The following is a 22106-nucleotide window of genomic DNA, read 5'->3' as shown; positions in this document are numbered from 1 at the left end:
GAAAGGTGCGAATTGATCCTGCACTCTAATTTGATCCAGCGCATTGTGATAACGTCCCGGGACGCGTCTGGTCATCAAGACAAACTCAAACGAGAGGAGATCCCAATGCTGCTCGCCCATGGTCTGGTCGTTGTTGTTCTCGACAGTCACGATTGGCGGTTGCTGCGCAATGCCGGCAACGAAGCTGTTCCTGTTCTTGCCCCGGTCGAAACCCCGGCTTTGGCCGAAGCCCATCATGCCAGCGGCACGTCGGGTCAGCGCCACGCCGATGCCGACCACGCGGCTGCCGTCGCGGCGTGGATGAATCGGCAGGTTGCCGAACACAAGGTTGAACATTTCGCCCTGATCGCTCCGCCCCGCGTGCTCGGTGAAGTGCGCCCCCACCTGACCCCCGCCGTCGAACGCGCGCTGGTGAAGGAACTGGGCAAGGATCTGATCGGTCGTCACGAAAGCGAGATTCTCGAAACCTTGCGCGAATCCGAAGACTGATCCGACTCCGGTCGGAAAGACTTGGCATTCGAGCGCCGTCGCAAGCGTGCTGCCCTTCCCGGTGGTTCACTTGCGGCGGCGTTTTCTTTGGCGTAGGGCCCCCGTCCATGGAAAAAGAAGATCGTCTTCGCCGCCTGAAGTTTCGCGCCTGGCATCGCGGTACGCGCGAAGCCGACTACATGATCGGCTGCTTTTTCGACCGTCACCACACCGAATGGGATGAAGCCTCGATCGCGTGGTACGAACGCCTGATGGACGAGGATGACGTCGACATCATGGGGTGGGCTCTGGGCACCATTCCAATCCCCGCCGACTATGCGGGGCCGATGATGGATGCGATGGCCAAGCTCGACTACGTCGAGATCCCGCGCTGATCGCGGACCGGTCGACTTTCTGCTCTTGCACGCTCATGCCTGACATTTCCCGCATCCTTTCGGCAACGGCGCCGCTGACGCTTTCGTCGGTGGCGCGCGGCGCGCAACCGCTGGTCTTGGCCGACATTGCCCGGGCGGCACCCGGTCGGGCCGTGTTCGTTGCCGCCGATGACGTGGCAATGCGCGCAATCGTCGATACGGCGGCGTTTTTCGCGCCCGAACTCGATGTCGTCGAATTTCCCGCGTGGGACTGTCTTCCCTTCGATCGTGCGTCACCTGCTCTTGCGATCAGCGCACGCCGTCTTGCCGCGCTTGCCCGGCTGCAATCGAAGCGCGAAGGGCCCCAGCTTGTCGTCACGACGATCAACGCGGTGCTGCAACGGGTCCTGACCCCGTTCCGCATTCGCGAATCGACCCGCGTACTCAAGCCCGGCATCGAGATCGGGCGCGAAACCCTGATCGCCCTGCTCCAACGGCAGGGCTATGCCCGCACCGATACAGTGGTCGACACCGGCGAATATGCCGTACGCGGCGGGGTCTTCGACATTTTCCCGAGCGGGCTCGACCACGGCCTGCGCCTCGACTTCTTCGGCGACGAGCTTGAAACGCTGCGCCTGTTCGATCCGAGCACGCAACGCTCGGTCCAACCGGTCGAGAGCCACCTGCTGCTTCCCGCCAGCGAAGCCTTGCTCGACGAAACGAGCATCAAGCGCTTCCGCAGCCGCTATCGCGAGATCTTTGGCGCCAATGCGACCGGCGATCCGCTCTATCAGGCCGTCAGCGAAGGCCGCCGTCTTGCGGGCATGGAGCACTGGCTGCCCTTGTTCGAAGACCGCATGGTCACGCTGTTCGACCATCTGGGCGAAGGCGATGTAGTCATGCTCGATACGAGCGCGGCCAAGGCTGCCGAAAGCCGCCTCGCCGACATCGCGGACTACCGCCAGGCGCGCGCCGACGCTGCCCAGCGCCAACCGGGCAGCTATCGCCCGCTCGATCCGCAGGCGCTCTATCTCGACAGCGACGAATACGAACGAGCGCTTGCCGGGTGGCCGGTCCATCGCATGTCGATTTTTGCCGAACCGGAAACGGCCCGCACGATCGACTTCGGCTTTGCCGGTGCGCGGGACTTTGCCCCCGAACGCGCGCAGGGCGTCAATATCTATGAAGCGGCGGCCAAGCATCTGGCCGCCCTTGCCACGCGGGGATTGAAACCGATCCTTGCGGCCTATTCGCAAGGATCGCGCGCCCGCCTTGCCAGCCTTCTGGGCGAAGCCGGAAAGGCCGCGCCGGTCACGGCCGAAACCTGGCAGGAAGCCTTGGGCCTTGCCGCCTCGGGCCGCCCGGTCGCGGTCGTCCTGCCGCTCGAACACGGTTTTGCGAACGGCGAAATCGAGCTTCTGACCGAGCAGGACATTCTGGGCGACCGCCTCGTCCGGCGAAAGAAAAAGAAGAAGGACGCCGACGCCTTCCTTGCCGAGCTGTCCGCGCTCAATCCCGGCGATCTGGTCGTGCACATGGAGCACGGCATCGGCCGGTACGACGGGCTGGAGGCGATCAATGTCGGGAACAGCCCGCACGATTGCGTCCAGCTCACGTACGCGGGGGGCGACAAGCTCTATATCCCGGTCGAGAACCTCGACGTCCTTTCCCGCTATGGCCACGAAAGCGACGGTGTCGCGCTTGACCGGCTCGGGGGCGAAGCGTGGCAGAAGCGCAAGGCGCGGCTGCGCGAGCGCATTCTCGAAATGGCGGGGCAGCTTATGGCGACCGCCGCCCAGCGTGCCTTGCGGCAAGCCGATCCGCTCGAAACCGATCCGGCAAGCTACGGCCCCTTTGTCGACCGCTTCCCCTGGAACGAGACCGAGGATCAGGAACGCGCGATCGAGGACGTTCTGGGCGACATGGCCTCGGGCAAGCCGATGGACCGCCTCGTCTGTGGCGATGTCGGTTTCGGCAAGACCGAAGTCGCGCTGCGGGCCGCATTCGTTGCCGCCATGGCCGGACATCAGGTCGCAGTCGTCGCACCGACCACGCTGCTCGCGCGCCAGCACTATACTTCATTCGTCGAGCGTTTTTCCGGCTTCCCGCTTCAGATCGGGCGCCTGTCACGGCTCGTCCCGGCCAAGGAAGCGGCAGAGACCCGTTCCGGACTTGCCAACGGGACTGTCGATATCGTCATCGGCACCCATGCCCTGCTTTCCAAGACGGTCGAATTCCGTCGCCTCGGCCTTGTCATCGTCGACGAGGAACAGCGTTTCGGCGTCACCCACAAGGAAAAGCTGAAAGAGCTCAAGACCGACGTCCACGTCCTGACGCTGACGGCAACGCCGATCCCGCGCACCCTGCAGATGGCGATGTCGGGCTTGCGCGAGCTTTCGACAATCCAGACGCCCCCGGTCGATCGCCTTGCCGTCCGCACTTACGTCATGCCGTGGGATGATGTCGTCATTCGCGATGCGCTGCTGCGCGAACATCAGCGCGGCGGGCAGAGCTTCATCGTCGTGCCGCGCATTGCCGACATGCCCGAGATGGAAGAATGGCTGCGGCTCAACGTGCCGGAAATCCGCGCGGTTTCCGCCCACGGGCAGATGAGTTCGAGCGACGTCGAAGACCGCATGTCGGCCTTTTACGACAAGAAGTACGAAGTGCTGCTGTCGACGACGATCATCGAGAGCGGGATCGACATTCCCAGCGCCAACACCATCATCCTGCACCGCGCCGATCGCTTCGGCCTTGCCCAGCTCTATCAGCTGCGCGGTCGGGTCGGGCGCGGAAAGCTGCGCGCTTACGCCTATCTCACTTACCCCGAGAATCAGGCGCTGTCCGAAATCGCGGAAAAGCGGCTCAAGGTTCTGGGCGACCTCGATTCGCTTGGCGCCGGGTTCCAGCTTGCCAGCCACGACCTCGACTTGCGCGGGGCGGGCAACCTCCTCGGCGATGAACAGTCCGGCCATATCAAGGAAGTCGGGTTCGAACTGTATCAGTCGATGCTCGAAGACGCGATTCTGGCGGCCAAGGCGGGCGATTACGGCGTTTTGCGCGAACGCGGCGCGCTCAATCCGCAGATCACGGTCGACGCGCCGATCATGATTCCCGAAGATTATGTGCCCGACCTCGCCGTGCGCATGGCGCTCTACCGCCGCATGAACGAGGCCGAAAATGCGCAGGCAGTCGAATCGCTTGCCGCCGAAATGATCGACCGCTTCGGCCCGCTCCCACCGGCGACGCAAAACCTCCTGCGTCTGATCGAAGTGAAGCGTCAGGCGATCATCGCGGGCATCGCCAAGATCGACGTCGGTTCCAAGGGCGTGCTGGTCAGCTTCCACAACGACAGCTTTGCCGACCCGCTCGGCCTTGTCGCCTATATCGAACGCCTGAACGGCGTCGCCAAGCTGCGGCCCGACAACAAGCTCGTCATCCAGCGGGCCTGGGGCAATCCGGAAGGGCGCCTCAACGGTCTGGTGCAATTGACCAAGGGGCTGTCGGCCATCGTGCGCAAGGCATCGAAGAAAGCCGCGTAACAGCGCCCTGACGTTAGCTCGACGTCAGGCGCAGGAATTCGAGCGGCGCCATCGGCCCTGAACGCAGGAACCCCTGAAACAAGTCGCAGCCTTCTTCGCGAAGGATGGCAAGCTGCTGCTGGTGCTCGACCCCTTCGGCGATCACTTTCATCGCCAGCGCGCGCGCCATCGCGATCACCGCCGAGACGATCGCCCGGTCGCGGGGATCGTGGGCGATGTCCTTGACCAGCGACTTGTCGAGCTTGAGCGCATCGAGCGGCAATGCCTTGAGCGTGCGGAAATTGGAAAAGCCGGTTCCGAAGTCGTCGAGCGCCACGCGCACGCCGTCGGTGGCAAGGGCGCGCAAGGCACGAGCGCAGGCTTCGAAATCGCTGATCAACGACTGTTCGGTGATTTCAAGCGTCAATCTCCCCGCCGCGAACCCGGTTTCCCCAAGCAGGTGACGAACCGTGCGCACGACGTCGCCCAGCGCGAAATCCTCGGCCGTGATGTTCAGCGACAGCCGCAAGTGTCCGGGCCATTGCGTCGCAAGCGCCATGGCGCGCCCAATGATGTGCCGCGACAATTGCGCCACGTGATCGCCCCGGTCGGCGACCGCGAACAGCGTTTCGGCAGAAATCTGTCCGAAACGCGGATGTTCCCACCGCGCGAGGGCTTCCGCACCGGCAAGGCGCCCGGTCGCAACATCGAACTGGGGCTGGAACAGGACGCTGATTTCGTCGCGGTGCATGGCGCCGAGCAATTCGCCTTCCAGCACGGCAAGGCTTGCCCCCGGCGTCCCCAGGACATCGTCGGCCCACAACATACGCCGCCCGGAAAGGCGGTCCAGAGTCGTTGCGGTTTCCTCCAGATGATGCAGCAGTGCCTCGCCGCTGCCCCCTTCCTCGCCGAGCGCGCTCGACCGCAAAAGAACCGTTCGTGGCAGCAGGTGGAATTCCTCCCCCCGAACGGTCAAAGTCCGCGCGATCGCGCGCCCCAAGGCCTCGCCCAGATATTGCCAGCGTTCGCGGCTGGTATCCTGCACCGTCGCGACCAGAAACTTTCCGCCACCGAGGCGCGCGACCAGAGCCGCGCTTCCCAATTCGACATCGACGAAATCGGCAACGCGCCGCGCCACTTCGATCAGGACCTGGTCGCCGTGCGTCTTGCCATAGGCGAGATTGACCGCCTGAAGCCGCGGCAGGCTGACCAGCATGGCAAGAACCGGTGCGGCAGGCGCGGTGCGGCGCAGCCAGGTGCGCGCGGCTTCGGCGGATGCCAGTCCGGTCAACAGGTCTGTGGAATCGATTGCCGCGTCTTGGTCGCCTGTCATGCGGGCGGGGATAATCCAACTGTCGTGCAAAATCATCATGGCTGACCGATAATCGTTGCACCACAATGGGGCGGTCCATAAACCTCGGACAAGTGTCGTCGATTTGGCGGGACGCAGAGATTTCAGCCTCTGGCAACCATTTCACCCCGAGGGGATAATGTCCGACACCCTGCCCCGCCTTGCTCTGGTGGCCTCGCCCACCGATCGGGCCCAGGAAGCCGAAACGACCTTGCGCGCGACGCGCGAATGGGTTTCCCCCGATGAAGCGGACATTGTCGTCGCCTTGGGCGGCGACGGTTTCATGCTGCAGATACTCCACCACATGCTCGACACTGATCGGGTCGTTCCGGTCTACGGCATCAATCTCGGCACGGTCGGGTTCCTGATGAACAGGCTGAAATCCACGCGCCCACTTGAAGAACGCATTGCGCGGGCACGCCGGATTGCCGTGTCTCCGCTGTGGATGGAGGCAACCACAAATACCGGCGAAGTCCAGACCTCATGGGCAATCAACGAAGTCTCGCTGCTGCGCGAAACCCGCCAGACGGCAAAGCTCGAGATCACGGTCAACGGCAAGGTCCGCATTCCCGAACTCTCCTGCGACGGGGTTCTGGTGGCTACGCCTGCCGGCTCAACCGCCTATAACCTCTCGGCCAACGGGCCGATCCTGCCGCTGGGGTCGAACATGCTTGCCCTCACCCCGATCAGCCCGTTCCGGCCTCGTCGCTGGCGCGGGGCGATCCTGCCCGAGAATGCCGAGATCGTGATCCGTGCACGAGAATCGGTGAAACGCCCGGTCCTTGTCGTCGCCGATCAAAAGGAAGTGCGCGACGTTGCCGAAGTGCGCGTGCGCGCCTGGCCCGAACACCAGCTCACCCTGCTTTTCGACAAGGGCAAGAGCCTCGACGAACGGATTTTCGCCGAACAGTTCATGTCCTGAAAAATTTTCCGCGTCTCAAGTGATTTGGGTGCTTGCCAAACCGCAAACGCCTGCTAATAGCGCGCTCCTGCCCCGGGCAACCGGGGCCGCTCCCTGATAGCTCAGCGGTAGAGCTCTCGACTGTTAATCGAGCGGCCGTTGGTTCGAATCCAACTCAGGGAGCCATTTTACTTCAGCGTGCATTTCTTGCCGCTCTCCCCGACATCAGCGAAATCATTCAGCAAGGCCTTGACCTTGCTTCCGTTCGCAACTCAGGGTTTTTACCTATCATATATAGTGCCTGCGCGGTCTGTCGCCACGCGGGCTGCGTGCGTCGAACCATCGGAGCTGCCATGTCGTTGAAGTCCCTCCCGTCCCATGGCACCCGTCTCGCCGCACTCGCCTCGCTCACTCTGTTGGCATTGCCGGGAACGGCACTGGCGGCATCGCATATCGAAGTGCTCGTCGGGGGCGTCTCGCAGCAGGACGATCAGGGAAGCGTCTTTGTCGACTTGCGCCTGCTCAACCCCGGCGATGTAGCCGACAGCATCATCCTGCCCGATCGGATCGAAGCACGCGTGACGGACAAGGGCAGCCCGAGCCCGCACACCGTCATGCTTTCCCGCGTCGATACCGCCGGGTCAACGCTTGCCGTTCCCGCCCATGAATTCGCGCAGGCGCGCTATCGCGTGCCCGTGAAGGAAGCCTCCGCCGGTGCGATGCTGACCATTCCGGCATGGTCCACGCAAACGATCATGATCGAGGCTCCCACGGTCTCGCGTCTGGCCCGAAACGACGAGAGCCCCGCCGTCGCGGCTGAAGCTGCGCCTCCCCCCCCTTCCCCGCCTGTTGCGGAACGGCAGCCTGCCCCGCCGCCTACCGACAAGACCGTCGGCAATGCTTTTCTGTCCGATCTTTCCGCCTATCAGCCGATCTATGCCGTCTATGGTCCCGGCGTAGATGCACGGCTTCAGCTCAGCTTCAAATACAAGCTGTTCGGCTCCAGCTCCGTGGGCAAGGCTCCGGCCGATTGGCGCCAGGGGCTGCACTTTGCCTATACGCAGCGCATGTTCTGGGATCTGAACGCCGTCTCGTCGCCGTTCCACAACATCGATTTTCAGCCCGAGCTCATCTACATCACGCCTTCTGCGGTTCTCAACAACGGGATCGCACTCGGGGGACAAATCGGCCTGCGCCACGAATCGAACGGCCGCGACGGAACCGCTTCGCGCAGCATCAACAGTTTCTACCTCGCGCCCATGGCGGCGATTCCTCTGGGCGATTACCGGATGACCGTTTCGCCGCGCGTGTCGATCTATGTCGGCGACAAGTCGGACAATCCCGACATCATCCGCTATCGCGGCAATGCAGGCCTGTTCTGGGAAATCGGCAAGGACGACGGGTTGCGCCTGTCCACGACTTCGCGCTTCAATTTCAGCACGGGCAAAGGTTCGCTCAGCGCGGACTTGTCCTATCCTCTGCCCCGTATCCTTGGTGGCGGGCCGGACTTCTACCTCTACCTGCAATCCTTCGTGGGATACGGCGAGAATCTGCTCGATTACAACCGTTACGCCACCCGCTTGCGCATCGGTTTCGCGCTCGTACGCTAAACACCTGACGACACTTTCTCAGGCACCCACTTGCCAAACCGAATTTGGCTGGTATTAGCGCGCTCCTGCCCCGGGAAACCGGGGCCGCTCCCTGATAGCTCAGCGGTAGAGCTCTCGACTGTTAATCGAGCGGCCGTTGGTTCGAATCCAACTCAGGGAGCCATTTTCTTTCGCTTGGCTGACAGCGAAAGATCACTCTTCACCAGCCTGAAAATCATGTCGTCCCGCCGTTGTGCGCAAGGGGTCTGACGATCGGTTTGCGTCAAACCGTGACACCGCGCTTTCCCCGACATGCACTGTCGCACCTCGCAGGTTGCACGACACACCCCTGAGGCATCGGCCCGTCATCAGGATGGTCATTCCCAGATGGAGTGAGCACCATGACGATCAAGACCTTTCTCCCGATCCTGACCCTTGCCCTTGCCGCCACCTCACTTGCCTTCGGCACGAGCGCACAAGCGCGTGGGGTTGCCCATATCGGCAACGGCGCGAACGGCGCCACGGTTGTCGGCGGCCAACGCGGCGTGGCGGCGAGCGGCCACACCACGACCTACAATGCCGACGGTTCGACCACCGTTTCGAGCGCCGGCGGCTATGCCGGAGCGAGCGGCGGACGCGGGTATCGCTCGGGCAGCACGACAGTCGGTGCCGACGGTTCGGTCAGCCGCAGCGGTAGTGCCTCGGCGAGCGGCAGCAACGGCTCGGTCCAGACCTCGGGCGGCTTCACCCGCTCGGCAAACGGCACCTGGTCCGGCAGCCGCTCGACCAGCGCAACCAATGCCAACACCGGCAACAGCTATTCCGGCACCACCAGCATCGATCCCGCGACCGGAAAGCCGGTTCACACCGGAACCTGCACCAACGCCTCCGGGCAGGCGATTTCCTGCCGCTGATACGGACCTGCGATGAGATGAACCCATTGCAGGTCGTTTCGCTCAGATGGCGCGCGGCCTTATACCAACGCAAAGGGGCACCGTTTCCGGCGCCCCTTTTTTGATTCATCGGCAGTCGCGAAGGATCAGACCATCGCGCCGTGGCAATGCTTGTACTTTTCACCCGATCCGCACGGGCACGGAGCGTTGCGGCTGATGTCCTGATCGGCCCAGGGGTTGGTGCCCATGGGAACCTGCCCCGGCCCCTGCGCGCCGAGCATGCCGAGCGAGGACGCCGGGCTCGGGATCGGGCGCGCATCGTTTTCGCCGGTCAGCGGATCGATATGGGTTTCCAGAAGACCCGGTTGAGTGAGGAAATCGGGAAGATCGGGCAGCGGCATCGGGTCGGGCTGCTGCATGCGGAATTCGGCCGTCATCAGGATGCGGGTGACATCGATACGGATGCCTTCCAGCATTTTTTCGAAAAGACCGAAAGCTTCCTGCTTGTATTCGTTGATCGGCGTCTTTTGCGCATAGGCGCGCAGGAACACGACCTGACGCAGGGCGTCGAGCGTCGCGAGGTGTTCCTTCCAGTAATAGTCGAGCCGTTCGAGCAGGATCGCCTTTTCCAGATTGCTCCAGGCCGCCGCCTCGATCGAGGCCACGCGCTCCTCCATGCGAGCATCGGCCAGCGCGTTGATGTGATCCTCGATCCGCTCGGGCTCGATGTGATCTTCCTGCATCCATTCCTCGAGCGGAATTTCGATGCCGAGCACTTCGTAGGCGCGCGCCTTGAGCCCTTCGACGTCCCACTGCTCAGGGTAAGAACCGGCGGGACACGCATCGGCGACCAGCGTGTTGACGGTATCGCGACGCATGTCGATCACCACGTCACCGACTGCCTCGGCGTCCATGATGTCCGCGCGCTGTTCGTAGATGACCTTGCGCTGGTCGTTCATGACGTCGTCGTACTCGACGACCTGCTTGCGGATGTCGTAGTTGCGTGCTTCGACCTTCTTCTGGGCGATCTCGATCGCCTTCGACAGATAGCGCGAACCGATCGCCTCGCCGTCGGCAAGGTTGGCGTTCATCATCTTCGCGAACATCGTGTCCGGACCGAAGATGCGCAGCAGGTCGTCTTCGAGGCAGAGATAGAACTTCGACAGGCCGGGGTCGCCCTGACGCCCGGAACGGCCGCGCAGCTGGTTGTCGATGCGGCGGCTTTCGTGGCGCTCGGTCCCGATCACGCAGAGACCGCCCGCCTCGAGCACTTTGCGCTTTTCCTCGGCGACTTCGGCCTTGATCCGTTCGATCGCGGCATCGCGCTCGGGGCCTTCGGGCATTTCGGCCAGTTCGTCGTCGACCCGGAATTCGACATTGCCGCCCAACTGGATGTCGGTCCCGCGCCCGGCCATGTTGGTGGCGATGGTAACCGCGCCCAGACGCCCGGCCTGCGCCACGATATGGGCTTCCATTTCGTGGAAGCGGGCGTTGAGCACGTTGTGCTTGACCCCTTCGGCATTGAGGAAGTCGGACAGCAGTTCCGACTTCTCGATCGAGACCGTACCGACCAGAACCGGCTGCCCGGTTTCATAGCGTTCGCGGATCAGGCGGGCGATCGCGGCAAACTTGTCGTGGGTGTTCTTGTAGAATTCGTCTTCCTCGTCGACGCGCTGCACCGGCACGTTGGTCGGGATGGTGACGACATTCATCTTGTAGATGTCGTAGAACTCGGGCGCCTCGGTCGCGGCCGTCCCGGTCATGCCGCCCAGCTTGGGATACATGCGGAAATAGTTCTGGAAGGTAATCGACGCCATGGTCTGGTTTTCCGGCTCGATCCGGACGCCTTCCTTGGCCTCGACCGCCTGATGCAGGCCGTTGGACCAGCGGCGACCGTCCATCATGCGGCCGGTGAACTCGTCGATGATGACAACCTTGCCGTCCTTGACGATGTAGTCGATGTCACGCTTGAACATGACATTGGCCTTGAGCGCCTGGTCGAGGTGATGGACGACCATCGTGTTCTCGACATCGTAAAGGTTCGATCCGACCAGTAGCCCGGCCTGTTCGAACTGGCGCTCGGCCCATTCGACGCCGTCTTCGGTCAGGGTGACGGTCTTCTGCTTCTCGTCGGCTTCATAATGTTCGGGCGCGATGTGCTTCACCACCTGATCGACGGCGACATAAAGCTCGCTCTTGTCCTCGGTCGGACCCGAAATGATGAGCGGCGTGCGCGCTTCGTCGATGAGGATCGAGTCCACTTCGTCGACGATCGCATAATTGAACGGGCGGTGGACCATCTGGCCCCGCTCGTGCTTCATGTTGTCGCGCAGGTAGTCGAACCCGAGTTCGTTGTTCGTCGCGTAGGTGATGTCCGAATTGTAGGCTTCGCGCCGTTCCTCTTCATTGAGGTTGGGAACGATCACCCCCACCGTAAGCCCGAGAAAGCGATAGAGCTGGCCCATCCATTCCGCGTCGCGGCGAGCGAGGTAGTCGTTGACCGTGACGACGTGGACGCCCTTGCGCTCGATGGCATTGAGATAGGTCGCCAGCGTTGCCACCAGGGTCTTGCCTTCACCGGTACGCATTTCGGCGATTTCGCCCCGATGGAGCACGATCCCGCCGATCATCTGCACGTCGAAGTGGCGCATGCCGAGCACGCGGCGCGAACCTTCGCGGCACGTCGCGAACGCTTCGGGAAGGATGTCGTCGAGTGTTTCACCCGCAGCAAGGCGTTCGCGGAACTTCTGCGTCTGGAGCGACAGGTCTTCGTCCGACAGCGCCTGGATTTCCGGCTCGAGAGCGTTGATCTTGCGCACGATCTTGTCGAGCGACTTGACGTAGCGGTCGTTGGACGAGCCGAACAGGGCCTTGGCAATGGAGCCGAACATGGCAGGTTTCCCGGTTTTTATGGTTTGGCGCAAGGCGGCCGCGCATGGCTGCGGTCATCGCCCGGCAAAGGATGGCTGATGCAATGGAATGGGCGCGTAAATAAGGACGCGCCCGGCCCCGCTATTCGTGCGGATGATCCGCGACGGTGGTGCCGCAGGACGTCGCAAAGACTTCCTCGTCGAGCGGCAGGGGGCGTGCCAGTTCAACCCGCTGGGGCGGCATCGCATGACGCGCGCGCACCGGGCACAGAACTGCCGCAGGAGCTGTTTCGGCTGCAGCCTGCCGCGCCACGCCGACCACTTCGGCAGGCGATGCCGCAACCGCGACATCGGCCAGCGAAAGGCCCGAAAGCATGGCAAGGAGAACCAGCAGGAAACGCATGAGAGTGCCAGATAGGGGTAATTTGCTTAATCGTCCATTGCCAAAGATGCCCTTTGATCGGGGGCGGTACAGAAACACCTTGTCCTTCGCGTCCCCTTGTCCTTCGTGTCCATGGTGCCGAACGCCATGGACGCGCGCGCGCGCAGGCGTTAGGGGCGTGAAACCATGTCCGACGCTGTCTCTCCGCTCGCCGCTCCCTTCCCCGTCCTGCCGCCGATCGAAGGCGTCACGGTGCGTACCGTGCGTGCAGGATACAAGAACTGGGGACGAACCGACCTCACTTACGTCGAACTCGTCGAAGGGACTGCCGTTGCCGGCGTTTTCACCCGCAACGTATGCTGTTCATCGGAAGTCGAACTCGGACGCCAGAACGTGGCGCAGGGCCATGCCCGTGCTCTCATCGTCAATGCCGGCAATTCCAATGCCTTCACCGGCTATCGCGGACGCGAGGCGGTCGAGGCGATCATGGATCAGGTTTCGGCGCACCTGGGCGCCCCGCGCGAGCAGGTTTTCGTCTCTTCCACCGGCGTGATCGGCGTCCCGCTGCCCAAGGACAAGGCGCGCGCCGGGATCGAGGCCGCGCTGGTCGCAGCCCCCGCGACATGGGAAGACGCCGCCCGTACGATCGGCACGACCGACACCTTCCCCAAGGGCGCGACCGCGACGGCCGTCGTCGGCGACAAGACCGTAACCCTGTCTGCGATCATCAAGGGATCGGGCATGATCGCGCCCGACATGGCGACGATGCTCGGCTATGTATTCACTGACGCGGACGTCTCGCCCGCGTTCCTGCAACAGGCCCTTTCGGCGGTGAACCTGCGCACGTTCTCGTGCATCACGGTCGATAGCGATACCTCGACCAGCGACACCGTGCTTGCCTTTGCCACCGGCAAGGCGGGCAACGTCCGGATCGAGAATGAAAACTCGACCGGCGCCGATGCCTTTGCTGCCGCGCTCGAACAGGTCTGCCGCGAGCTGTCGCACCTTGTGGTCAAGGATGGCGAAGGCGCGCAGAAGTTCATTGCAGTCCACGTGAGCGGCGCGGTTTCGGACGCCAGTGCGCGCCGGATCGGGCTTGCCATCGCCAATTCCCCGCTGGTCAAGACCGCGATCGCCGGGGAAGACGCCAATTGGGGCCGCGTCGTCATGGCCGTGGGCAAGGCCGGGGAACCCGCCGATCGCGACCGCCTGTCGATCGGCTTTGGCGGCACTTGGGCTGCCCGCGACGGACAGCCGCTTGCCGATTATGACGAAACCCCGGTCGCTGCCCATTTGAAGGGACGCGAGATCTCGATCGAGGTCGATATTGGGCTCGGCGACGGTCAGGCGACCGTTTGGACCTGTGACCTGACCCACGGCTACATCGCCATCAACGCCGATTACCGGAGCTGACATCACCATGATCACCATCTGGGGCCGCCTCAATTCCCACAACGTCAAGAAAGTCGCCTGGGCGGCTATCGAGATGGGGATCGAACACCGCCGCATCGACATGGGCGGTGCGTTCGGCTTTACCGACGACTATCTGGCGATGAACCCCAACCGGTTGATCCCGACGATCGAGGACGACAGCGTTCCCGGCGGGTTCTCGTTGTGGGAATCGAACGCGATCCTGCGCTATCTCGCTGACGCTCACGCGCCCCATCTGCGCCCCGAGGCTCCCGCCGAACGCGCGCAGGGCGACAAGTGGATGGATTGGCAATTCACTTTCGCCGAAGCGCAGCGCACCGCGTTTCAGGGCATCGTCCGTCAGGGCAAGGATGTGAACGATCCGCAGGTCTCCGCCTCCATCGCCGCGACGATCAAGCTCGCCGAGCGGTTCGACGCGGCTCTCGGCCAGACGCCGTTCCTCGCGGGCAAGGCCTTCGGCATCGCGGACATCCCGATGGGCGTCTATGCCTATACCTTCTTCACGCTGCCGTTCGAACGCCCGTCGCTGCCGAACATGGAAGACTGGTACGCGGGCCTGACGGCAAGGCCCGGCTATGCCAGCCAGGTCATGATCCCGCTGTCCTGAGCGCACAATGAGCCAGTCTCTCGATCGGGACATCGCCGCCCTCTTGGCCGATGTCGCCCAGAATGCGATCCTGCCGCGCTATCAGCATCTTGCGACCGGCGACATCATCGCCAAGGCCGCCGATGACATGGTGACGGTTGCCGACACCGATGCCGAAGCGCGCCTGAGCGAAGCCTTGGCGCGGCTTCTGCCCGAAGCGGCGATCGTCGGCGAGGAAGCGGCCCATGCCGATCCCGCCGTGCTCGACCGGCTTGGTGACAGCCTGTGCTGGATCATCGACCCACTCGACGGCACCAACAATTTCGCTGCCGGAAAACCGCCCTTCGGCATCCTGCTGGCGCTCGCCGAAAAGGGCGAGACGGTGTCGGGCTGGATCTATGACGTCTTGAGCGGTCGCCTGTGCAGCGCGCATCGCGGTCAGGGTGCTTTCGTCAACGGCGAACCCGTCCGTGCCCGCACCACTGGGCAGGAACCGCCGATTGCCGCGATTTCGCTGGTCTTCCTCGATGGCGGACGGCGTGAGGCGATGAAAGCGCACGTGGCGCCCCATTACACGCTGGTCGATATTCCCCGGTGTGCGGCCGAACAATATCCCCGGATCGCGCTGGGCGTGAACGACGTGTCGATTTTCGAACGCACGCTGGCATGGGACCATGCGGCCGGCGTGCTTTTCGTCAATGAAGCGGGAGGCAAGGCTGCCCGCCCGGACGGAGGCGCCTATCGCGTCGATCGCCATCTTGAGCCGGGCCTGATTGCCGCGGCAAGTCCCGCCCTGTTCGACGACATGGCGGCACGACTGGCGGAACTCTGAACAAGGCAAAGGTGGAAGGGCCCATTGTCGAGCCCTTCCCCTTGCAGATGGTCAGAGAACGCTTTCCAGCCACCCCTTGAGCTGGCTCTTGGGCGCGGCGCCCAGCTTCTGGGCCACCGGCTTGCCGTCCTTGAACAGGACCAGCAGCGGAATCGACTGTACGCCGATTTCACTCGGGACCGAGGTGTTGGCCATGATGTCCATCTTGGCGATCTCGACCTTGTCGGCGAGTTCATCGGCGATTTCTTCGAGAGCGGGGCCGATCATCTTGCACGGGCCGCACCAGTCCGCCCAGAAATCGACCAGCACCGGCTTGTCGGCCTGCAGCACGTCTTCGGCAAAGCTGGCATCGGTGACGGGTTTGGTCGGCATTGTGGGAGTCTCCAATAAAAGATCGACCGCCAATCTAGGCAGTCCTTCGTCTCTTGCAACCGATCAGCCGGAAAAGCTTTCCTCTGTCTCGGCAAGCCCGAGCTTTTGCGCGGCCAGCAATTCGTCCGGCAAAGCGAACAGGCGCGGCGTTGCGGTATAGAGCAAGGCTGCTTCAACCCGCTTTCCGGGGTGGATAACCCGCATGGCCGCGACATAGGCTGCCATCTGGCGAAGATAGGCCGTCGGAATCGCGTCCAGATCCTCCGGGGGACGCCGGTCGGTCTTGAAATCGACAATGCGCACCGCTTGCGCCGTGATCAGGAGCCGGTCGATCGTCCCGTTAATGAGGCGTGGCCCGACCAGCGCGGCAATCGGCACTTCGGCAAGCGAACCCGGCCCGAAGACGTCCTGCCACTCGGGGTTGGTGAGAACCGCAAGCGCGGCATCGACAAGCCCGGCCTGCTCGTTTTCAGGCAGGTCGGTTGCCATGCGCCGTACCCATGCCATGGCCGATGCCGCGCGAGCCTCCGGCGCAAGATCGGGCAGGCGTTCGAGCAACCGGTGCAACAAGGTACCGCGCCGCGCCGCATTGCGCGCGCCGGGCCCCGGACGGGTCGGCGGAGCCGGAGCCTCGTCCTCGCCCAGCGCGCTGGGCGCCAACGGACGCAACGGACGAGGTTCGGGGGCAATCGCCCGGACGAGTTCGTCGGGCAGGACCACCGATGGAGCCGGCCCCGTTGCGGGATCTTTCGGCGGCAAGGGGGCAAGGGCCCCTTCCTCCCACCGGCGCGTCCAGATCGGGTCCTCAAGTCCCCCATCGGTGGGAAGGAGCCTTGCGAGTTCTGCGTACCAGCTTTCCTCGGGCACTTCCCCCTTGTCGCGGGGCCCAAGCGATCCGGTCACGAACAGCGCCTCCTCCGCGCGGGTCATCGCGACATAGAGCAGGCGCCAGTGTTCCTCGCGCTCTTCGCGCCGCGCGATCTCCTCGGCGGAACGCACGGGCAACGGCTTCTCGTCCTTGCGCAAGGGGGGCAAGGGAACCGCGCGTTCCCCATCGTCCATCAGAACGACCGGCGCCGGACGCGACTTGCCGGGATCGTCGGCCGCATCGGCAAGAATGACGATCGGCGCCTGCAACCCCTTGGACCCGTGAACGGTCATGACCCGGACGAGATCGGCATTGCCGCCCGCCTCGCGTTTTACGTCGCCGTCCCCGGCCGCGAACCAGTGGAGAAACCCCGCAAGGCTCGGCACATGCGCCGTGGCATAGGCCATGGCGGCGTTGAGCAATTCGTCGATGGGGTCGTTGGCTTCGGCACCAAGTCGCGCGACCAGCGCCTTGCGCCCTTGCCACGGTCCGACCAGAATCCAGGTAAGCAAGGCGGCGGGCGGCGCGAAATCGGCCCGCGACAGCAATTCACGCAAGCGGGTCAGAGCCCCGTGAGTTTGCGCATTCTCGGTCGCGCGCAGATGGTCCCAGAGCGGCACGCCCTTGCCGCGATAGCCGTGGGCAAGCAGGTCCTGCTGGCTCCATCCGATCAGGGGCGACACCAACAGGCCCGCCAGATTGAGATCGTCGCCCGGCTGAACGCAGAAAGTCAGCGCGGCGATCATGTCCTTGACCGCGAGCGGCGCGCCGAGACGCAGGCGGTCGACGCCCGCCACCGGAACGCCTTCGGCATGGAGCCGTGCCACGATCAGCCCCGCAAGATCGCCACGCTTGCGCACGAGGATCATGACATCGCCGGGTGTCGCCCGACGATGACGTCCCTTGCTCAGCGAAAATCCCTCGTCGAGCCACTGCCGGACCTGTCGCGCGATACGGGCCGCAAGTTCACGATCGGTCCCGGCAAGCCAGCCCTCGTCGCCCCCGGTATCGTCCTCGGCGCCAAGTTCAGCGGTCTCGCCCAGTCCCACCGGTTGCCACAAAGTGACCAGCCCCGGCAGGATCTGCCCTTCATGCAATTCCGGCGCGGCGGCGAGGCCGAGCCGGGCAGGCCCGATCCCGGCAATTGCGCGGTCGACGAACGAGAGGATCGTCTGCGACGAACGGAACGAACGCCCGAGCCCGAGGTCGAGCAGTTCGAGCGTCGGGTCATCAGCCATGCGGGCAAGCGACAGCAATTCGTTTTCGACACGCCGCCGGGCCCGGTCGAAATTTTCAGGGCTAGTGCCCTGAAACCGGAAAATCGCCTGTTTGTAATCGCCCACAACGAACAATGTACGGGCGCCGTCGGTTTCCTTGCCCGCCCCGGTGAAGAAATCGCCGGTCAGTCCGTCGAGCACGATCCGCCATTGCGCCGCATTCGTATCCTGCGCCTCGTCGACGAGGACATGGTCGAACCGGCGATCAAGCTTGAAGCGGATCCAGTCGGCCGGAGCCCGTTCGGTCAGAAGGGCGGCGGCGGCGCGGATCTGATCGTCGAAATCGATAAAGCCTTCGCGATCCTTGGCTTCCTGCCACGCGCGCGCAAACCGGCATCCGACCGTCAGTGCGGGATCGAGCAGATCAGCCAGAGCGAACGCGCGAACGAGATCGCGCACAGCCTCAAGTGCCTCACCGACATCTTCGGCGTGCGAGACGTAATCGGGGTCCTGCTTTTCGAGGTTCTTGGCGTATTTGGGCGTGCTTTCCTTGGTGAAAAGCGCGCGTTCCAGCGCATCGAAACTCACGGCCCGCTCTTCGGGCGAGGCGGCAAGCCAGGTTGCGATCGGCGCGATCATCCCGTCGGCAGTCTTCGTCGCCCACCCCCGCAGTGCGTCGAGGCACCGCGACAGGGAAACGACCGGAAACGCCCGGTCGGTGAAATGCGCGGCCAGCATCGACCGGTCCGCATCGGCAGGAAGTCCGAGCAGGCGGTTGATGCGCGGACGCAAGGGCGGTTGCCACCCACCCGGTCCGGTCCACAAGTCCTGTGCCGACGCGCAACGCAGCAGGAACCCGGCAAGATCGCTCTCGCCCATGCGCAGGCTGAGCGCGGCGAGTGCATCGATGAAAGCCTCGTCCCCTGCGCTTTCCGCACGGACCAGCAAATCGATGAGGACTTCGCGGAAAAGGAGATCGCGGTCGCGATCCTCCATCGCCCGGGCGCCCGGACGCAGGCCTGCTTCCTCGGGAAAGGCAGACAACAGCCATTGCGAAAAGGCGTGGATCGTCTCGATCCGCAAGCCACCGCCGGGGCAGTCGAGCACTGCCGCGAACCGGCTGCGCGCCCGATCGAGCGCAACCGGATCGAACGGAGCGCCGATCGCCTGAAGATGCGTGGCGAGAGTGACGTCGTCCATGCGGACCCAGTCAGCGAGCTTCTCACCGATACGGGTCGCCATTTCGGCTGCCCCCGCCTTGGTGAAGGTCAGGCACAGGATCTGGTCGGGTTCGACATCGGGTTGCAGCAAAAGACGCAGGACCCGCGAGGTCAGGACTTGCGTCTTGCCCGTCCCCGCCGAAGCCGAGAGCCAGACGGTCCGGTCGGGATCGACCGCATGCATCTGGTTTCCATGAAGCGGATGAACGATCTTGCCCAGCGTACGCGGCGCGCTCATGCCCCCTCTCCTTCGCGGCCTTGCCACTCGTCGAGGCGCATCAGTTGGTCATAATCGGAATAGCCGGGAAGATTGGGATTGAGACGGGCCGTGAAAGGCTCGCTCCCCAGGATCCAGCGGTCGAGCGCATCGTGCAGATAATCGTCCGTCAACGGCAGGAACTCATCGCGCAGCACGCCCGAGCGGCCCTTCCCGTCATGGACGGGTTCGCGGCACCATCCAAAGCCCGATCCGTCGCGACGACGTGACAGAGACCAGTATTCGAACCGCCGCGCCTTGCCGTGCAGGTTGGCAAAGCCATCCCGTTCGGCAATCAGCCCGATCAGGCCCAATTGCAGCGCAAAGCCTTCGGCCACCATGGTCGGGCTCGGTGGCGAGCCGGTCTTGTAGTCGACAATCGCGAGCGTTCCGTCGGGCAAGCGGTCTATACGGTCGGCACGGCCCTTGATCTTGACCCCGCGCACGGTGATGTCGCCCCATTGCTCGAAAGCGGCAACGGTACGGCCTTCACCGGCAAGACGGGCCTGCTCTTCCTCGATCCATTCCAGCGCCTCGATCAGACGCGGCGTCCACAGCGCCCGCATGAGCGGATGCGCGCTCATCGCATCGAGCGCCTCGCGGGCAAGCACGATCAGTTGTCCGGGCGGAGCGCCCGCCTTGTGCCATGCCTCGAGAATGGCGTGGACCGCCGTCCCACGCCATGCAGGCGTCGGGTCTGCGTCGAGCGGATCGAGCGAGGAAAGGCGCAGGATCGCGCTGGCATAGAATTGATAGGGATCGCCGCGCAGGCGATCGAGCGCTGTTGCGGCAATATCGACGCGCCGTTGTTCCGCACTCGGCATCGGCCGTGGGCGCGGACTGTGCGGCACCGGGTCCGCCTGATCGAGTGCGCTCGCCCATTCGATAGCGGCAGTTTCGGTCTGGATCGATTGCCCGAGCATGGCGCGAATGCGCAAGAGAAAGCGCGAGGGCACTGCGGGCCCGGCTGCATCGCGCAAGGCATGGCTCAGGACGACTTCGGGCGATCCCAGCGCGGCGGCAAAGTCGTGTGCGGCAAGACCGATGCGGAAATCGGGTCCCGGAATACCCAGAGCCCGCAGGACTGCCGGAGCAAGCACCGGATCGGCAGACGGCGCCGTCGGCCAGGTTCCTTCGTTGAGCCCTGCACAAATAACGAGGTCAGCCCGGTTCATCCGCGCTTCGAGCAAGCCGTAGATGGCAAGGCGCGAGTGCCCGCCATAAGGGGGGCGCACAGCGACCTGATCGATCGCATCACGCAAGAGAGCGGGCAGTTCGGCCGGATCGACGAGAACTCCGGCAAGGCGCGCGTCGCCCGCCGCCCCACTCCAGTCCTCGACAAACGCGGCGAGTGCGCGGCCGTCCGCTTCGGCCCAGATCGCTTCTCCGCACAAACGCTCGGCCGCTTCGACGAGATGGGCAAGAGCATCGGCAAGCGGCAAGGGTTCGGCATGCGCGAGCAAGGGCGCCAGCAGCGCAGTCGCGCTTTCCCACCATGCGATAAGGTCGCGTTCGAGATAGCGCGCCCGTTGCAAGGCTTCGCCGACCCCGTCGAGCCCGGGGCCGGGACGCGGTCCACGCAAGGCAAGATCGAGCCGACGCACGCGATCGAGCCAGAGCGCACGCCCTTCTCCTGCGCGAACAAGCGGATGGCCGAGCAGCGCGATCAGCGGAACGGGTGCCGCCCGTTCGGCCCAGCATTCGGCAAGAGCGAGCAACAGACGCCCCGCTGCCGTCTGCGGCAAAGGACGCCCGGCGCTGTCGTCGGCGCCGACATTCCACCGTTGCAAATGACCGATCACCCGCTCTGCAAGGCCTCGATCGGGTGTCACCAGCGCAACCCGGCGCTCCGGCTGCTCCAGGGCGCGCCGAACGAGAGCCGCAATCGCCAGCGATTCTTCGCCGGGATGGGCACTGGTCATGATCCGCACGCCTGCAAGGCTGCGGTCCTCGGAAGGGAGCCTTGCCCAGATCGCACTCGCGACCGGGGGAAGGAACAAGTTGGAAATCGCCCGGCTGCGAGCCGGGGGGGCTGCCGACGGGCCTGCACGGTGCCATGCCTGCACTTCATCGCGAGCGATGCCCATGCGGTTGAGCAGGAGTTTCAAGTGATATTGGGGGTGGGTGACGATGTCGCCCCGGCCAAAGACCGCGCCATCATCAGCCGGTGCACCGGCATGGCCGAGCGCGTCCCAGACCTCCTGATCGAGAGCAAGATCGAGATCGGGCAGGATAATCGCCCCGCCCGGCAGATCGGCAACACACCGCAAGAGGTGAGCAACCGCCGGAGCTGCCGACGTTACCCCCGCCGCAACCACCGGATGCGCCGGTGGCGTCTCGCGCCAGCGGCGGGCCAGAGCCCGCAACAGGCGATTGCGCCGTTCGGGAGCATCGCACGCGCCGCGCTCGTCGAGTTCGGCACGCCAGCGATAGAGCACTTTGGCAAAGAGCCGGGTGCTGTCCTTCCAGTGCTCGGCAAGGTCACCGACCAGCCCGATCACCGCCGGATCGAGCAGGCGTTCGGGTGTCACTTCCTCGACCAGCAGGCGATCGATCGTCTCGGCAACGCCACGCGCCAGACGCAGCAGAGCCGCTTCTCCGGGAACATGGTCGGGTGTTTCACTCGCCACTTCGATGCGCAGCAGATCGGCAAGGATCAACAGGCGCAAAGTCGGATCGACCGCCGGCGGAATATCCCCGCCCGCGTCGTCGGGCAGCGGATCGACCAGCGGCCCGAGCGTTTCGTCAAGGTCGAGATCACCGACCACCGCCATGCGCGGCAGCATCAGCGCCCCGCCGCTCGCACGGACGAAAGCCTCGGTCACCGCGCGCACGGCGCGGCGGCTCGGCAAAAGCAGGGTCAGCCGGGCAAGGCCGAAGCCATCCTCCCGATAGCGCGGGATCAGCCCCGCGACGAGTGCATCGGCAAATCCACGATGGGCAGCGATCGAATAGACTTGCGGTCCGGCACGCAT

14 protein-coding genes, 2 tRNA genes and 1 pseudogene are annotated in these 22106 nt (G+C 64.2%); 11 read left to right on the top strand and 6 right to left on the bottom strand.

The features are described from left to right. The first annotated feature begins 105 nt into the window (after nucleotides 1–105). The 3 genes from Y88_RS03685 (at nucleotide 106) to mfd (ending at nucleotide 4384) form a co-directional block, all read left to right on the top strand. Nucleotides 106–489 carry a baeRF12 domain-containing protein gene (locus Y88_RS03685; RefSeq protein WP_008066409.1) on the top strand — a complete coding sequence of 128 codons (384 nt, stop codon included), beginning with the start codon at nucleotides 106–108 and terminating at the stop codon, nucleotides 487–489. A gap of 107 nt (nucleotides 490–596) precedes the next feature. Beyond that, the gene (locus Y88_RS03680) at nucleotides 597–863 is read left to right on the top strand and encodes an FAD assembly factor SdhE (RefSeq protein WP_008066408.1); all 267 of its coding nucleotides are present in this window, start codon (nucleotides 597–599) and stop codon (nucleotides 861–863) included. Between the two features lie 35 nt (nucleotides 864–898). After that, nucleotides 899–4384 carry a transcription-repair coupling factor gene (gene mfd, locus Y88_RS03675; RefSeq protein ID WP_008066406.1) on the top strand — a complete coding sequence of 1162 codons (3486 nt, stop codon included), beginning with the start codon at nucleotides 899–901 and terminating at the stop codon, nucleotides 4382–4384. Nucleotides 4385–4397: 13 nt separating this feature from the next. Here the strand turns inward: mfd and Y88_RS03670 are convergent, their stop codons facing one another. Further along, a complete protein-coding gene (locus tag Y88_RS03670) occupies nucleotides 4398–5696 on the bottom strand; it encodes a GGDEF domain-containing phosphodiesterase (RefSeq protein ID WP_232280901.1) in 1299 nt (432 codons plus the stop codon). A gap of 157 nt (nucleotides 5697–5853) precedes the next feature. Between Y88_RS03670 and Y88_RS03665 the strand changes: the two genes are divergently transcribed. The 5 genes from Y88_RS03665 (at nucleotide 5854) to Y88_RS03645 (ending at nucleotide 9118) form a co-directional block, all read left to right on the top strand. Beyond that, nucleotides 5854–6636 (top strand): NAD kinase, encoded by a 783-nt coding sequence (locus tag Y88_RS03665; RefSeq protein WP_008066402.1) that lies wholly within the window; start codon nucleotides 5854–5856, stop codon nucleotides 6634–6636. 90 nt (nucleotides 6637–6726) lie between these two features. Continuing rightward, nucleotides 6727–6801 (top strand) — tRNA-Asn (locus tag Y88_RS03660). Nucleotides 6802–6968: 167 nt separating this feature from the next. Further along, nucleotides 6969–8225: a phospholipase A gene (locus Y88_RS03655; protein WP_008066400.1), complete on the top strand. Its 1257-nt coding sequence runs from the start codon at nucleotides 6969–6971 to the stop codon at nucleotides 8223–8225. A gap of 88 nt (nucleotides 8226–8313) precedes the next feature. Next, nucleotides 8314–8388 (top strand) — tRNA-Asn (locus Y88_RS03650). Nucleotides 8389–8605: 217 nt separating this feature from the next. Then, on the top strand, nucleotides 8606–9118 hold the full coding sequence (locus Y88_RS03645; protein WP_008066398.1) for a hypothetical protein: 513 nt from the start codon (nucleotides 8606–8608) through the stop codon (nucleotides 9116–9118). Between the two features lie 125 nt (nucleotides 9119–9243). Here Y88_RS03645 and secA read toward each other — a convergent pair whose 3' ends face one another. After that, nucleotides 9244–11988 carry a preprotein translocase subunit SecA gene (secA, locus tag Y88_RS03640; RefSeq protein ID WP_008066396.1) on the bottom strand — a complete coding sequence of 915 codons (2745 nt, stop codon included), beginning with the start codon at nucleotides 11986–11988 and terminating at the stop codon, nucleotides 9244–9246. A gap of 121 nt (nucleotides 11989–12109) precedes the next feature. Continuing rightward, nucleotides 12110–12370: a hypothetical protein gene (locus Y88_RS03635; protein ID WP_008066394.1), complete on the bottom strand. Its 261-nt coding sequence runs from the start codon at nucleotides 12368–12370 to the stop codon at nucleotides 12110–12112. 165 nt (nucleotides 12371–12535) lie between these two features. On the opposite strand from Y88_RS03635, the gene argJ reads away from it, so the two are divergent. Genes argJ through Y88_RS03620 form a run of 3 tightly spaced genes read left to right on the top strand, consistent with a single transcriptional unit; the run spans nucleotide 12536 to nucleotide 15198 of the window. Then, a complete protein-coding gene (gene argJ, locus Y88_RS03630; protein WP_008066393.1) occupies nucleotides 12536–13762 on the top strand; it encodes a bifunctional glutamate N-acetyltransferase/amino-acid acetyltransferase ArgJ in 1227 nt (408 codons plus the stop codon). Between the two features lie 7 nt (nucleotides 13763–13769). Then, the gene (locus tag Y88_RS03625) at nucleotides 13770–14387 is read left to right on the top strand and encodes a glutathione S-transferase family protein (protein ID WP_008066391.1); all 618 of its coding nucleotides are present in this window, start codon (nucleotides 13770–13772) and stop codon (nucleotides 14385–14387) included. Between the two features lie 7 nt (nucleotides 14388–14394). After that, the gene (locus Y88_RS03620) at nucleotides 14395–15198 is read left to right on the top strand and encodes an inositol monophosphatase family protein (protein WP_008066389.1); all 804 of its coding nucleotides are present in this window, start codon (nucleotides 14395–14397) and stop codon (nucleotides 15196–15198) included. Between the two features lie 51 nt (nucleotides 15199–15249). Here the strand turns inward: Y88_RS03620 and trxA are convergent. From trxA to addB, 3 genes and pseudogenes are all read right to left on the bottom strand, one after another. Beyond that, nucleotides 15250–15627, bottom strand: a pseudogene (gene trxA, locus Y88_RS03615) (thioredoxin); the annotation flags it as partial. Between the two features lie 6 nt (nucleotides 15628–15633). After that, complete coding sequence (gene addA / locus Y88_RS03610) at nucleotides 15634–19113, bottom strand: double-strand break repair helicase AddA (RefSeq protein ID WP_008066382.1); 3480 nt, start codon at nucleotides 19111–19113, stop codon at nucleotides 15634–15636. Beyond that, nucleotides 19110–22106, bottom strand: a complete 2997-nt coding sequence (gene addB, locus Y88_RS03605; protein ID WP_008066380.1) for a double-strand break repair protein AddB — start codon at nucleotides 22104–22106, stop codon at nucleotides 19110–19112. Before addB ends, addA begins: the two co-directional genes overlap by 4 nt.

The organism is Novosphingobium nitrogenifigens DSM 19370, from assembly GCF_000192575.1.
Lineage (GTDB): Bacteria > Pseudomonadota > Alphaproteobacteria > Sphingomonadales > Sphingomonadaceae > Novosphingobium > Novosphingobium nitrogenifigens.
The sequence above is the reverse complement of the archived record's forward strand: the minus strand, read 5'-3'. Positions and strand labels throughout refer to the sequence as shown.